Here is a 14,295-nt window from a genome sequence, read left to right on the forward strand (position 1 = left end):
TTAAAATTTAGTTAGATATATAATTTTGGCGTAAGCAGGGAGTCCTTATGAAAACTTATTTGAAAGTGCTGGTATCATTAATCTTGGTTTTTTTAGTTGTCGGATGCTCTAATGAACAAAAAATTCCTAATGCAACTGATTATGAAGTAGAATCCTTTACCTTCAAAAATCAAGATAATAAAGATGTTTCGCTCGAAGACATAAAAGGAAAAGTATGGGTGGCTGATTTTATTTTCACAAATTGTACCACTGTATGCATGCCGATGACGGCCAATATGAAAAAACTTCAGGACCAGATAGCGGAAGAAGGCATAGAGGATGTGCAGCTCATCTCCTTTAGTGTGGATCCTGAGATTGACAAGCCAGATGTATTGAAGGAATATGGACAGAAATTTGATGCTGACTTTACGAATTGGCATTTCTTGACCGGTTACAGCCAAGATGAGATTGAAAGCTTTTCGCAAGAGAGCTTTAAGGTCACTGTCCAGAAGCCAGACGGCAATGACCAGGTTATCCATTCTGTGAGCTTCGCCCTCGTTGACCAAGAGGGAAAGGTAGTCCAATCCTATTCCGGTTTGGATGATATCCCGATGGATGACATAATTAAGCATATTAAAATGCTGCAATCGTAAAGGACAGGTTATCCTGTCTTTTTTTCTTCAAAAAAGTAAACATTACCAAGCAAAATTCCATGTTTCATGAGCAGTTATAACATATGATATACCATAAGGACTATTTAGGCAGGTGGCATCTATGTTTTTTAAAAACATGTTTTCTATATTGCTTGTCACATTATTAGTTGGCTGCAGTGGTCTGCCATTTTTGAACGGAAAGGAATCAGCCGAACATTCTAAGACTAATATAACGAGATCGCTCAAAAAAGAAATCCCTGATGACTTCATCCCGACTAATTTGTCAGTTGTGTCGGTGGGGGACTCGTTGACTCAGGGAGTGGGAGCTAGCAATGAACAAGAGGGCTATATTCCCTATCTCTCCGCTTATCTCGAAACAAATCGAGGAATAAAGGATGCTCACTTTTCTAATTATGGAGTCCGAGGCAATCGAACAAGCGATTTATTGAGCCGCCTTCAAGATGACCAAATCAAAAGGGACATTACGAATGCTGATGCGGTCGTCATCACGATTGGCGGTAATGATATTATGAAAGTGGTGAAAGATAAATTCACCAATTTGACGATGGGTGATTTTTCAAAGGCGTCTGTTTCATACGAAAAAAGGGTTGAAAAAATATTTCGAACTGTCCGACAATATAATCAGGAAGCTGAAATCTATTTTGTCGGGCTTTATAATCCATTTGGCAAATGGATGTCAGCGTTTAGTGAACTCGACATCATTATGGATGACTGGAATGAGATTGGCATGGAAGTGACCAACGGGGATCCAAATGCCTACTTCATTCGTATTGATGATATTTTCTCTGCATCTGATGAAAACCTTCTTTATAAGGAGGATTATTTCCATCCGAATGACAGGGGATATGAATTGATTGCTGCACGTATTTATGATGAGATGAAAGAGAAAACAGTAGAAACGCTGTATGCTAAGGGAGCAATGAATGGGGTGATGAACGATGAAGAAGTGGATGAGTGAGTGGGGATTATGGAAGAGTTTGTTCTTTGCGCTGCTGGCTGTGAATTTGGTGTTTGCCGGTGTAGTGTTCTACTGGATGACCAGGCCAATCAAGGATATGGAATCTTTAGAGGAGCTGAATAGAAATAAAGAGATGGTCAGCATTCCGTTCTCTTCGAATAAAGAAGATCTCAATCGGGTGATCAATCATTATATTGAAGAAGAGGCAGCAGATAGTCCTATTGATTACGAGGTATTATTGAGTGATAATCTTGAGCTATACGGAACGCTAAGCGCTTTTGGAAAAGAAGTACAACTAAAGGTGTTATTTGAACCTTACACGACAGAGGATGGCAACATAATTCTGCGGCACCGCTCCATTCAAATCGGGGAGATGAGCTTGCCGGCCACATTTGTCTTGAACTATATCAATGAAAAGTACAAAATGCCGGATTGGGTATCCATCAATCCGGGTAAGAAAACCATTTATCTATCCTTGCGTGAGATGGATCTGAAAAGCGGCATCACGGTGGAAGCGAAGAAATTTGACCTGCGTAATGATGATATACAGCTAAATTTGCTTGTCCCGGTTGAATGAGAGACAAGAAAAGGAGGCTATGGCAATTAGCCATATGCCTCTTTTTCTTGTCTTTAATCCAGGAGTCTGATACCAAGACCACCAGTTTCATCCTCATAAATGATCATCATATAAACCTTATCCGAATGGAACTGAATGATGCCGCTATTATACAGCGGCTCGTTCTTATCCGCATCCTTCAGCTCAAATTCGATGGACATGGGAGTCAAGCCCAGATAATCTGTCTGGTGTTTATAGGGGAGACGTTGGTATAGAACATCCCGGCCCTTTACGCAGATTTGAAGTGTTTTATAGGAGGGGGCAAGGTGAAGGGTTTTCACCTTTGACTCATGATGGGGCACATGGCGGTTTTCTGGTATGACAGCTAGCCTTAAATCGTCCTCAGTCCCTGAGAGAAAAAGGGTGTTAGGTGTATCGCCAATCATGATTTTCCTATGCATGATGAGCGGATAAGTAGTCCCCGTCGGAAAAACTTCGATATAATAAGATCCTGGGGACAAGGATAAGTATGAGGTGGCTGCATTGAAGGGAATTTCTTTAAATGTTTTCATTCCGTTAATATATAAATCAACTTTTTTACAATAAGGGGTCCCGTGATAAAAACGAATCTTGCATTTGTTTTTTGTTTCTTCCAGATTATGTGTATAGTTATAATAAGAAGGTATTTGCATAGTCTCATATGGATTATTGCTCCGGCTCAAACCTGAGTTGAAGGCAGTCATGCCATACGGGAGGATTTGAGAAGGGAACGGGTACGGTGAATAAGAAATTGGGTCCATCATATTTCACTCCTGTCAGTGTATTCATTTATGCTACCTATATGCATGAACGGGTAAAGCGGTGACTATACGAGGATAGCCCAGTAAAGATAAATACATAATTGGAGGGTTTTGAATGGAAAAAGCGATTTTTGCCGGTGGATGTTTTTGGTGTATGGTTAAACCTTTCGATACATTTCCAGGTGTTCAAAAGGTTATATCTGGATATACAGGCGGCCATAAGGAAAATCCTACTTATGAAGAGGTTTGTTCCGGAACAACTGGTCATGTCGAGGCGGTTGAGATAACATATGACCCAAGTGTCATTACCTATAAATCAATTGTTGAGTTATTTTGGCACCAAATAGACCCGACCGATGCGGATGGTCAGTTCTGCGATCGAGGGGACTCATATAAGACCGCGATTTTCTACACGACGGAAAGTCAGAAGGAAGCGGCTGAGGAATCAAAGCGGGAATTGGCTGAAAGCGGACGCTTCCAAAAGGAGATTGTGACACCTATCCTGCCTGCCAAAACATTCTATCCGGCAGAGGATTATCACCAGGATTTTTACAAAAAAAACAAGGAACATTATGAATCATATCAAATAAGCTCAGGCAGGGCTGGGTTCATTAAGGAAAATTGGAGGTAAGATAAATGGGCATATACACGGAACGCATTAACCAATTGAATGAAATGCAGCGCCATGTGACCCAACAGAACGGAACAGAGCCCCCGTTTAGAAATGAATATTACCAGACAGAGGAGGATGGCATATATGTGGATGTCGTCTCCGGTAAACCTTTATTCAGTTCGAAAGACAAATATGATGCCGGCTGCGGCTGGCCAAGCTTCACGAAGCCGATTGATGCGGAGGAAATCCTTGAAAAGCAGGATCTCAGCCATAATATGATTCGGACTGAGGTAAGAAGCAAGGAAGCTGACTCTCATTTGGGCCATGTCTTCCCGGATGGGCCGGGACCTGCTGGATTGCGCTATTGCATCAACTCTGCCGCTTTGCGCTTCATTCCTAAGGATGAGCTTGAAAAAGAAGGCTATGGAGAATACTTACGTCTTTTTAAATAGAAATAGATTATAGGGAAGCCGCCTGATTCTAAAAATGAATTCAGGCGGTTTTTTTATGGAAGGAAATTGACGGTTTACAGAGAACTTCTTCTAGATAGGAAATTAAATGTGAATAAGGGAGATGGTCAGCAAATGAGCGGGATTTTCGGAATTTAAGACAAAACATCATGAAAGAAATCAAGGGCTTCCGTTTTACCGCAGCCGTTTGATGGAGGTAATAGAAGAAGATTTACTTAAAGATAAAAACATCACTGGTGTTTATTATGGCGGTCCATCGGCAAGGGAAACACCGATTTATTTTCAGATATCGACATCAGAATCATCGTAAAGGATGAGGAGTTTGAAGCTTATAGACTGAGCAAAAAAGAACGGGCGAGAAGGTGGGGGGTGTCCTATTTTTTGAGGACTATCCCTGGACCGCTCATACAGTCGCTCATTTTGAGACTTTTGTGAAAGTGGATGCCTTTTATTACAAAATGAAGGGAGTTCACCCGTCCGTTTTTCTGCAAGACATAAAAATTATCTATGATCCGAGCGGCCGCCTATCCAAATTGAAAGAACAATCTATGCAGCTGACCTATAAGCCCTGCATGGAAGAATTGGAAGCCTGGGGTTCTAAATTTTTGGCCTATATTCATGAAGCCTACCGAAGTTTGATGAGAGGGGAGTATTATTCTGCTCTCCATTATGTCGAGGGTCTTAGACACTCAGTGGCAATGGGATGGTATATGGCGGCTGGATATCAGCCTAATGCTATGGGAGATTGGTCGAAAGTTGAAGGGAACAGAAGTAAATTGACAGACTCGCAGAAATTTCTTCTAGGGCAATGGAATGCAACCGCCGTTCCAGATGAGATTATATCAGTCATCAAGCTGCTGACCTCTGAGTTTCGGGCCATCCATCAAAGTTTATGTGATCAATTGGCTATAGAAAGAGAGACTGAGAGGATTGAGAAGATTCTTGGTATGGTGCTTTGATTATATCTTGCAGGGATGAGCCTCCTAAGGCCTCTTTATTTGCCTCAAATGAGATGGGCAACAGGTGATGGACAACGGCAGTGCAGTTAGTAGACAGCCGTCAAGAGGATGGTACCTTTGAAATAATCAATAAGATGTGGCAGAAACAGAGCTTATAAACAATCCTAAAAAGACGAACGATGATCCTTAATCGGCTTTGTTGCGTTGCATGAACAAGTTCTTTCTATTATGCTGCGGCCACTCGCATTCAGCTAGGAGGATGGCTTTAGCCTCCTCCGCTGTGTATACGGGTCTTAGCCTTTCCTCTATTTCTCACAGCAGTCAAGTAGCCGCAGTTAAATTCCACTAGTTATTAATAATGGTATCCAGGGTGAACAAGTCTATTGAAAAAAAATTAAAAACCTGAACTATTGATGTAAAATATCATCTAATAGTTCAGGTTTTTCATTGACTGAAATACTATCCCAGCCCACTCGTTACTTCGTCATTTATTTGCCGGTTATGGTCGCTGAAAGGACTCCTGCAAGCTGGAATGGCTTTTCATTAAGTCCATTGAAGCGAAGGCCACGATCATTAGTAATGAATTCAATTTCATGGGTTCCAGTCTCAAGTCCTGCCGCAATGATGATAGCTCGTTCCTTTACCAATGGCCAGTTTGTGTTGATTGTTCTGTAATAGCGATTATCTATAAAAACATCGACCATGCCCCCGTTCGGATTCCGCTTAATAATCGCACCGACTGTGTTGCCGCGGACCGTATAGCGAATAGAGCTTCCTTTTTTATCTGCAGCCCAATATTTATTCTCAAATTCAAAACCTTGCTGGGCACTAACAGCCTTTGTTAAATGAATAGGGGAGTCTTCCTGGATATATAGTGCCTGCTTTAATGAAGGGGCCTTCCTGTTTGGAAAATCGTCTAATGCTGTGAGAATAGCCTTCGCATAGAGTTCATAGCCTTTTTTGTTTGGATGGACTTTATCCCTATTAAGACTTTTCACATCCATACCGGATTCCGCATATTCTTGCCGCATATTGATTGGTGTAGCACCGTAATACTCGCTCAAAGTAAGGATTTGATCGGCAATGCTTTGATCAGTTAAGGGACTTTCAATGAATGTGATGATTTCAGCCTTTGGGGTCCGCATTTTTGCCTCACGAATCAACAGCTCATAATGCTTCGCGAATTCACCGGATTCCATATACTTTCGATCATTTTCCCCGAAAACAAGGAAGACGATATCAGCGGGATAAAGAAGCTCGGTATTGCGGAGTTTGTATAAACCCTCAAAGGCGGTTGCCCCGCTTTGAGATATGTGTTGTCCATTCATTTCTAGACCGTATCGCTGTTTAATGAGGCGCTCAAGCTGAGCATGCCAGCTATCTCTTTTTGTTTCAGCACCAGCTCCTCTGCCGATGCTGTCACCTACAACAAGATAATAAATCGTATTGCCATTATTCAGCTTTTCAGACAGGGTTTGGTCGCTCATGACGACCGTTTCTGGCTTCAACGAAAGAAAGATAATGGTTAGCGCGCAGACACAGAAAGAAAGCGTGATTAAAGCCCTGCGCTTTATTTTGGAAGCCATATGACCCACCCCCCGTATATATCTGGTTTCATATTACCTACATTTGGAATAAAAAACAATCAAAAAATAGGCGAATGCACATACCCAGAGGGCGCAAAGCTCATATAGTAACAGTGTAATTGAGACCTTTTAAAAGGAGTTGGATGATCGAATGTACGGTTATGGTTGCGGAAATCCTTGCGGAGGATATGGCGGTTATGGATATGGCGGTTATGGTTATGGAGGATGCGGAGGCGGATTCGGTTCAGGCTTTGCGTTAATTGTTGTTCTCTTCATCTTGTTAGTCATTATTGGTGCATCTTTCTATTGCTGCAATTAATAATGAGCAAAAAGGATGGGCGTTGTCCGTCCTTTTCTACATAAAATATATCTAAAGTTATGGGAAAATATCTCTAACCAATAATTGCGTTCATTACCATATTTAACATAAATCATGTATACTAATTAGTACAGGATAGGGTAAAAGTTATAGGCTTTATAGATGTATCTCTTGGCTTCAGCAGGCTAAACAGTGATTTGACAAAATGCTTGCGGGCTGATAGCTTACCATTTGTAACATAATGATGTGTCATTATGTATGATGGATATAGCATTAAGCCAAGAGAGTGGAGATGAATAAAGATGAAATCTTTTTATCAATTTTTAATGACATACAGAAATGCCTTAAAGAAGACGGAAATGTCCTTGTTTGCCGAGAATGTGTTCTATGACCATGGGTTTCCGAAGAATTCGTCTGACTATCATGAAATCAGCGATTACTTAGAGATGAATGGTGATTATATTCTCGATATGAGCCTATTTGATGAGGCTTGGAATGCTTATTTGCAAAATATCGGGAAATAGAGCAAGCCGGCAAATAGGTGGTACCCTGTTTATGTTCTTTGGGTGATTTTCTATAACTGCTGTTCTGGAATCTAAGGAAGGAAACAGGTGCTTTTTAATGCCAGGACGATTACAGACACGCTTGCTGTTCTATTCACTCATTATTTCAATCATTCCTTTAATGTGTATTGGGTTTACTTTCTTCCATAATCAAAAGCATCAGCTTGAAAATCAGGCAAAAATCACTTTGAAAACTGCCTCCTACCATGCGACAGATACAGCGAATATGTTTATCGAGGAAAGAATCAATGACTTGAACTATTTGAGTCGTAATTCCAGAATCACGGACAGCAAAAAGGAGTCATTGGAATTCTTGGATGAATACGTAAGGCTGAAGCAGGTTTATTCCGGTTATACATATGTAAGCAAAGAGGGGGATTTTTGGCGCGAGACTTATCCATCAGAGATTGGGGAAACGTTTCTTAAGAGTGAATCATTTGCTCACTCGATGAATGGTCAGCCATTCTTGTCTAAGGTGTATACATTGGATAGTGAGAAGCCATTCTTTTGGATTAGTACGCCCATTTATACGGAGGGCGATGAGGTGGCGGGTGTTTTTGCACCATCCTTTGATGTTTTCTTTCTTTGGGAGCGGGTTGCTTCTAAGCTGGAATTTGAGAAGGAGAAGCTCCCTTATACTGCCTTTGTAATTAATCAGGATGGCTGGATTGTTTCACATCAGAATGAGCAGGATATCATGAAGCGCAACTTCTTTACAACGAATAATCTGACGATTGAGCAGATTAATGATGCGATGACCAAGCGCCGGCTTCTGGAATCAAGTGATGGCAAGAGCTTGTTTGCCGTTAATCCAATTGAAACAAAGGAAATGGCGGAAGAAAAATGGTATATCGTGACAACAACAGAGAAGAAGGCTGTTTATGCCCCGTTAAGAGAGCTTTTAATCCGCTATTTGCTCATTAGTATCCCAATTCTCGGTGTCATAATTGCAGCCGCATATTATATGACGAAGAATATCATTAAGCCGGTTGAGGTTATGGTCGATCGAGTTGAGATGTATTCTAGGGGTGAAAGATTCTCAAAAAAAGAAAGTGCCTACTATGAAATCAATGTGTTAAACCGTGCTTTTCAATCGATGGTTGAGGCCATAGAGCAGCGGGAAAAAGAGCTGCTTCGAACGGAAAAGCTGAAATATGTCGGCCAGCTTGCCGCTGGTGTTGCCCATGAGATCCGTAATCCAATCACGACCATTCGCGGGTTCTTTCAGCTTATGAAAGACCAGCCTTATGATGAAAAAGTATTCAGAAATTATATTGATATTATTATCGAAGAGTTAAATCGTATGAACGGGATTGTTGGTGAGCTCTTGAACCTTTCGAAGCCCTATCAATTGGTTGTGAAGGATTATAATGTGAACGATCTGATGGATGAAATTATCCTCCTTCAAAGAGGAGAGCTTCATAAGAGAAATATCACAATCATACGAAATAATGATTGTGATAAATTAATTAGTACGGATCGAAACAAATTATATCAAGTCATCATTAACGTCATACAAAATTCGAGGGATGCCTTCCAAAAGGATGGAATCATCTCCATTTCGTTTGAAAGCACGATTGATAAGGTGAGAATTATCATTGCGGATAATGGACCCGGCATCCCGAAGGGTGTATTGAGTAAGATTGGCACACCATTTTATACAACGAAAGAGCATGGCACTGGTCTTGGGATAGCGACAAGCATGAAAATCATGGAGGAGCTAGAGGGGTCATTTGAAATAACGAGCAAGCTCGGAAAAGGCACAAAAATTGTGCTGACCGTCCCGGCGAAAAAATAGTCCTATTAAGCAGGCAGGAATCTTTCTAGAAAAAGAAGACTGTCTGCTTTTTTATATACTCTACGCATGATTTGATGAGATTGCATTACCTGATTATCTGCAATAAGAATTATAGGCTCTCCCTGTTAATCCCGCTTGCATATACTGATAAAAATTCATCCGAACTGCAAGGGGTGTCAGTAATGGGCAAACGAAATAAACCGAAGTTTGCAGTTGGAGATTCCGTTGTTATCTTGGTTAACGGAATTGTCGGCATTGTCACGGAAGTGAAGGAATTTAATCATAGCTTCCTGTATGAAATCCAGGGAGCGGAAGGTGTATACACCGAATCTGCGCTCATTCATTTACAAGAGTTTGAAGGGCTATTATTTGATGCAGAGCATATCAATATAGATTACAAGTATTTTTTCGGCGATCTTGTACAGGTGAAGGGATATGGAAAGGATATCTTTAAGGTAATTGGTTTTCGTACAGAAATATGGCGCTATCAGGAGGAATCCTGGGAAGATGTCATCTATGAACTTACCCGTATAGATGACGAGGAATGGCTTGAATGCAGTGAAGATGACTTGAAATTTTTGGCGGACGCCAAGGATGCAGAAAAGTTCCTGGTGAAATATCAAGAGGAACAGAGACGCTCCCAAAAAGGAAAACGGAAGCGGAAGGAACTATTGGAGCTGCCCAGTGAAAGCGGTACAGATGAAGAGCGGCAAGCTATGATTAACCATCTGCTTGATATATACAATGATTACCGGATTCTAAGGGAATTATTCGGGGATGAAAGCTATGAGAAGGTCATGAAGACCGCCATTAAGAAATTGGAGAAACTCGCCAATCAAAAACAGGATAAGATAGAACCGCTCTAAAGATGAGCTATTCGAGCTAATTCGAGTAGTTCTTTTTTAAACCTATATATAATCCCCTTTTTCGACAAAACTAGTAATATTTCATTGGAGGAATTTTTGATAAGTTTGTGAAATTAATATAATTAAATGATTCAAGGAGGGGATAGTTATGTTGAAATCAAAGAGATTAAGCTGGTCAGCCTTGAGGAAAAAAGATTACGAGATTGCTCTATTCCAAACAGAGCATCCAAGAGACAGAAAGGGCTATAAGATGGTATATAGGGGAATCATCAACGGGGATAGCCATTTTGACGTTGTATCGAAAGTATTCAAAATGTTTAATATAAAAGATCTCATTCCGAAAGATTATCAAGGAAGAACCGTAATGAGCGGTGATATTATCATGATTGTAGACCATTATGAACGAAAGCGGTATTATCGTCTCCAATCAGGCGGGTGGACAGAGGTCAACCGTCTGCATGTTTGTTGAAGTCTTAATTATTCGACTTTTTTCATTTCACTAAGCTTATGATATAGTAATCTTTGGATAGACTGCCGTTAATCTAACGTTAAGGAGGAAATTCAAAGATGAGCGTACATATCGGAGCAAAGGAAAATGAAATAGCTGAAACAGTATTATTGCCGGGTGATCCATTACGAGCCAAATACATTGCTGAAACCTTTTTAGAAAATCCGGTTTGCTATAATGAAGTGAGAAATATGTTTGGTTATACGGGTACGTATAAAGGCAAACGAGTTTCCGTTCAAGGCACAGGAATGGGCGTGCCATCCATTTCTATCTACGTGAATGAACTTATGGCAAGCTATAATGTTCAGAAATTAATTCGTGTAGGTACTTGCGGGGCGATTCAAAAAGACGTGAAGGTCAGAGACGTTATACTTGCCATGACATCTTCTACGGATTCTAATATGAATAAGCTATTGTTCGATGGAATTGATTTTGCTCCAACAGCCAATTTCGATCTATTGAAGAAAGCCTATGATACAGGCATCCAAAAAGGGCTGAATTTAAAAGTCGGAAATGTCTTTACAGCAGACCAATTCTATAATGACAAAGCAAATCATGAGCTTTGGGCGAAATATGGCATCTTGGCAATCGAGATGGAAACAACTGCTTTATATACATTGGCAGCGAAATACGGAAGACAAGCGCTGTCCATCTTAACGGTCAGCGATCACATCCTTACAGGAGAAGAAACAACAGCTGAAGAACGTCAAACTACTTTCAATGATATGATAGAAGTAGCTTTAGATGCTGCGATTGAAGTATAATAGGGAAAGTGTAGAAGGCTTCGGTTAATCCGGAGCCTTTATCATTACATATTTTAGATAGAGGATGAACAATAAGGGATGAGACTATTGAAGAAACCAGTTCTTGCGTTGATGACATCAATGACTATGCTGCTTTCAGCATGCGGTATTTTTGAGAATAACAGTCAGCAAGAAACAGAAGAAGCGGTAAATATGCAAGAGACACCTGTAGAAGAGGAGACGAAGGGCGAGGAAGAAGAGTATGCTTTGACGGCCGAAATGCTGAATATCATAGAAACCAAGGATGGCATTAACTATATCCAGAACCCGGAGAATATACAGGTTCTTGTCAATAAGGAGTATAGCCTTCCAATCGGCTATCGTGCAGAGGATCTAGTTGAGCCTGAGGTAAAGTTTTCTTTTGACGAAAAGCATGAAAAGAAATTAATGAGAAAAGAGGCTGCTGAAGCTTTAGCGAGAATGTTTAATGCTGCCTTAGAGGATGGAGTTGAAATTGTTGCCGTGTCAGGCTTCCGCTCCTATGAACGCCAGCAGCAGCTATATACAGCAGAAGTCGCTGCTTCCGGTGCAGAGCATGCTCAGCAAGCTATCGCAGAGCCGGGGAAAAGTGAGCATCAAACTGGATTGACAATGGACGTCTCCAGTGCGGAGAATTTTTATAACTTAAACCAGGACTTCGGAAATACGGAAGCAGGTAAATGGCTAGCGGAACATTCATCTGAATATGGGTTTATCATTCGCTATCCAGAGGGGAAAGAAAATATCACTGGCTATATGTATGAACCATGGCATGTCCGCTATGTAGGAACAGAGGTCGCAAAAGAGATTTATTCGCTCGGACTGTCCTTTGAGGAATATGTCCAGCTTGTGGAAGAATGAACCAGGAGTTTGGTATAATGGAGTAAGTTTTCAGTTGAAATGTGACGATGAAAGTGGTGAATCAAGTTGGATAAGGAACACGAACAAGAACCAGGACTAAATCAGCCTGAGAAGAAAGGGTACATAAAGGTTAAGTGGTTTTATATCATTTTGAGCGGCTTGGCTCTTGTGCTGCTTACGGCCGGAGCAACCGTATATCTCTTAAAGGGGGAAGCTCAGTCGAACACCGGAAACGGAAGCTCGCTCCTCTCAAGTAATCCAGATGGAGACTTCTCCAAACTTTATGAAGTATACAATACATTGGAGAATTACTATTTTGAGGATGTTGATGAGGATGCGCTCGTTAACGGTGCCATAAATGGCATGGTGGAATCCCTTGATGATCCATATTCTGATTTCATGTCAACCGATGAAGCAAAAAGCTTCCATCAGAGTATCTCCTCATCCTTCGAAGGAATTGGGGCAGAGATTCAGCAAGAGAACGACCAAATCGTCATCGTTTCCCCAATAAAGGGTGCACCTGCTGAGGAAGCCGGTTTAAAAGCTGGTGACATCATTCTTGAGGTTGATGGCGAAAGCCTGCAAGGTATGTCCTCGAGCAATGCCGTTCTTTTGATACGAGGCGAGAAAGGCACAAAAGTAAACTTGACCATTCAACGGCCAGGACAATCAGGCACCATGAAGGTTGAAATCACCCGTGATACCATTCCGATTGAAACCGTTTATTCTGAAATGGTTTCAGACGATATCGCCAAGATTCAAATTACAAGCTTCTCTGAGAATACGGCAGAAGAGGTTGAAAATGCCTTGAAAAAGGCGGAAGAGGATGGAGCTAAAGGCGTTATTCTCGACATGAGACAAAACCCGGGCGGCCTGTTAGACCAGGCTCATAAAATTGCCAATATGTTCGTCGATGGCGGTAAGATACTCTACCAGGTGGAAGACCGAAATGGCAACAAAGAAATTACAAAAGCATCCGGGAACGGATATAAGGTAAACCTTCCAACAGCTGTGTTAATTGATGAAGGCAGTGCAAGCGCATCTGAGATTGTGGCAGCTGCATTGAAGGAATCGGCTGATATTCCGCTAATCGGTGTGAAATCGTATGGAAAAGGTACCGTTCAATCAGCTCAAGACTTCAACGATGGCTCAAATCTTAAATTTACGACTGCCAAATGGCTGACTCCTGATAGCAACTGGATTCATAAGAAGGGAATTACCCCAGACGTGAAGGTTGAGCTCCCTGCTTATGCTAATTTAACCTATGTCAATCCAGAAGAGGAATTAAAGGAAGGAACATCTTCCGCAGATGTTGAAAACATAGAGAAAATGCTAGAAGCACTAGGGTATGACCCGGGAACAGTCGATACTGCATATGATACAAGCACAGCTTCAGCCGTAAAACAATTCCAAAAAGACCAGGGTATTAAGGAAAGTGGAGTTGTAACCGGTGAGACAACAACTGAACTAATGAATCAGCTGCGCGAAAAAATCAATAAGGATAATCCGCAGGTGAAGGCTGCTGTAGAAGAGCTGAAGAAATAACAATACCGTCATCCTCGTTATTGGGGATGGCGGTTTTATTTACTCATATAAAATGAAGGCTAATGGAGAAAAGAAGAAATTCGATGAAGGTAAGTCGAGCTATCTAGCAGATAGCTCGACTTTTAAATTATATAGGATAGAAACATTGCCTGTTACATTAGAAGTGAGATACACTACAAAAGGAAGCGTATTCCTTTTTTGTTTATATGTGCCGTGAACCGAAGGCGATAAATGTTTTCTCATCTTCTATTAAGCCGCAGGATGCGCATTGCACCCGAATGCCGGGTCCTTTGTATGGAAGATGATAAGCCTCTAGTTCATCATCAGCATACATCTGGACAATCGTTCCGGACTGCGGATCTAATTTCACGTAAATAGGTGTTTGCTCGATGACGTTAAAGCGTGAGCGATTTGTTTTGCAATTAGGACAGCAATATGGCTGTGACATGACAAACGAC

The 14,295-nt window shown here is 41.2% G+C and carries 17 protein-coding genes; 14 read left to right on the top strand and 3 right to left on the bottom strand.

Annotated elements, in window-relative coordinates:
• The first annotated feature begins 47 nt into the window (after window positions 1–47).
• From CYL18_RS03785 to CYL18_RS03795, 3 genes are all read left to right on the top strand, one after another.
• Window positions 48–632: an SCO family protein gene (locus CYL18_RS03785; protein WP_104848101.1), complete on the top strand. Its 585-nt coding sequence runs from the start codon at window positions 48–50 to the stop codon at window positions 630–632.
• A gap of 121 nt (window positions 633–753) precedes the next feature.
• Window positions 754–1,611 carry an SGNH/GDSL hydrolase family protein gene (locus tag CYL18_RS03790; RefSeq protein ID WP_104848102.1) on the top strand — a complete coding sequence of 286 codons (858 nt, stop codon included), beginning with the start codon at window positions 754–756 and terminating at the stop codon, window positions 1,609–1,611.
• Window positions 1,592–2,188 (top strand): YpmS family protein, encoded by a 597-nt coding sequence (locus tag CYL18_RS03795; protein WP_104848103.1) that lies wholly within the window; start codon window positions 1,592–1,594, stop codon window positions 2,186–2,188. Before CYL18_RS03790 ends, CYL18_RS03795 begins: the two co-directional genes overlap by 20 nt.
• A gap of 53 nt (window positions 2,189–2,241) precedes the next feature.
• Here CYL18_RS03795 and CYL18_RS03800 read toward each other — a convergent pair whose 3' ends face one another.
• On the bottom strand, window positions 2,242–2,970 hold the full coding sequence (locus tag CYL18_RS03800; protein ID WP_104848104.1) for a DUF4397 domain-containing protein: 729 nt from the start codon (window positions 2,968–2,970) through the stop codon (window positions 2,242–2,244).
• 112 nt (window positions 2,971–3,082) lie between these two features.
• Between CYL18_RS03800 and msrA the strand changes: the two genes are divergently transcribed.
• The 3 genes from msrA to CYL18_RS19465 all read left to right on the top strand — a co-directional run bounded on the left by msrA (window position 3,083) and on the right by CYL18_RS19465 (window position 5,009).
• Window positions 3,083–3,598 carry a peptide-methionine (S)-S-oxide reductase MsrA gene (gene msrA / locus CYL18_RS03805; protein WP_104848105.1) on the top strand — a complete coding sequence of 172 codons (516 nt, stop codon included), beginning with the start codon at window positions 3,083–3,085 and terminating at the stop codon, window positions 3,596–3,598.
• A 5-nt stretch (window positions 3,599–3,603) separates the two neighbouring features.
• Window positions 3,604–4,032, top strand: coding sequence for a peptide-methionine (R)-S-oxide reductase MsrB (gene msrB, locus CYL18_RS03810; protein ID WP_104848106.1), 429 nt, complete (start codon window positions 3,604–3,606; stop codon window positions 4,030–4,032).
• Between the two features lie 476 nt (window positions 4,033–4,508).
• Window positions 4,509–5,009, top strand: a complete 501-nt coding sequence (locus CYL18_RS19465; protein ID WP_236636217.1) for a hypothetical protein — start codon at window positions 4,509–4,511, stop codon at window positions 5,007–5,009.
• A 488-nt stretch (window positions 5,010–5,497) separates the two neighbouring features.
• Here the strand turns inward: CYL18_RS19465 and CYL18_RS03820 are convergent, their stop codons facing one another.
• The gene (locus tag CYL18_RS03820) at window positions 5,498–6,595 is read right to left on the bottom strand and encodes an SGNH/GDSL hydrolase family protein (RefSeq protein ID WP_104848107.1); all 1,098 of its coding nucleotides are present in this window, start codon (window positions 6,593–6,595) and stop codon (window positions 5,498–5,500) included.
• A 151-nt stretch (window positions 6,596–6,746) separates the two neighbouring features.
• Here CYL18_RS03820 and CYL18_RS03825 point away from each other — a divergent pair, with 151 nt between their 5' ends.
• The 8 genes from CYL18_RS03825 (at window position 6,747) to CYL18_RS03860 (ending at window position 13,837) form a co-directional block, all read left to right on the top strand.
• Window positions 6,747–6,914 (top strand): YjcZ family sporulation protein, encoded by a 168-nt coding sequence (locus CYL18_RS03825; RefSeq protein WP_104848108.1) that lies wholly within the window; start codon window positions 6,747–6,749, stop codon window positions 6,912–6,914.
• A gap of 302 nt (window positions 6,915–7,216) precedes the next feature.
• Window positions 7,217–7,438 (top strand): YozE family protein, encoded by a 222-nt coding sequence (locus CYL18_RS03830; RefSeq protein ID WP_104848109.1) that lies wholly within the window; start codon window positions 7,217–7,219, stop codon window positions 7,436–7,438.
• Between the two features lie 97 nt (window positions 7,439–7,535).
• The gene (locus CYL18_RS03835) at window positions 7,536–9,275 is read left to right on the top strand and encodes an ATP-binding protein (protein WP_104848110.1); all 1,740 of its coding nucleotides are present in this window, start codon (window positions 7,536–7,538) and stop codon (window positions 9,273–9,275) included.
• A gap of 182 nt (window positions 9,276–9,457) precedes the next feature.
• Window positions 9,458–10,141: a hypothetical protein gene (locus CYL18_RS03840; RefSeq protein ID WP_104848111.1), complete on the top strand. Its 684-nt coding sequence runs from the start codon at window positions 9,458–9,460 to the stop codon at window positions 10,139–10,141.
• A 148-nt stretch (window positions 10,142–10,289) separates the two neighbouring features.
• A complete protein-coding gene (locus CYL18_RS03845) occupies window positions 10,290–10,610 on the top strand; it encodes a YodL domain-containing protein (RefSeq protein ID WP_104848112.1) in 321 nt (106 codons plus the stop codon).
• Between the two features lie 98 nt (window positions 10,611–10,708).
• On the top strand, window positions 10,709–11,413 hold the full coding sequence (deoD, locus tag CYL18_RS03850; RefSeq protein ID WP_104848113.1) for a purine-nucleoside phosphorylase: 705 nt from the start codon (window positions 10,709–10,711) through the stop codon (window positions 11,411–11,413).
• Window positions 11,414–11,500: 87 nt separating this feature from the next.
• Entirely contained in the window at window positions 11,501–12,292 is a 792-nt protein-coding gene (locus CYL18_RS03855) for a M15 family metallopeptidase (protein ID WP_407984512.1), read from the top strand.
• Window positions 12,293–12,358: 66 nt separating this feature from the next.
• A complete protein-coding gene (locus tag CYL18_RS03860) occupies window positions 12,359–13,837 on the top strand; it encodes a S41 family peptidase (RefSeq protein WP_104848115.1) in 1,479 nt (492 codons plus the stop codon).
• Window positions 13,838–14,039: 202 nt separating this feature from the next.
• Here CYL18_RS03860 and CYL18_RS03865 read toward each other — a convergent pair whose 3' ends face one another.
• Complete coding sequence (locus tag CYL18_RS03865; protein ID WP_104848116.1) at window positions 14,040–14,285, bottom strand: DNA alkylation repair protein; 246 nt, start codon at window positions 14,283–14,285, stop codon at window positions 14,040–14,042.
• Between the last annotated feature and the right edge of the window lie 10 nt (window positions 14,286–14,295).

It is taken from the genome of Pradoshia eiseniae (genome assembly GCF_002946355.1).
GTDB lineage: Bacteria > Bacillota > Bacilli > Bacillales > Pradoshiaceae > Pradoshia > Pradoshia eiseniae.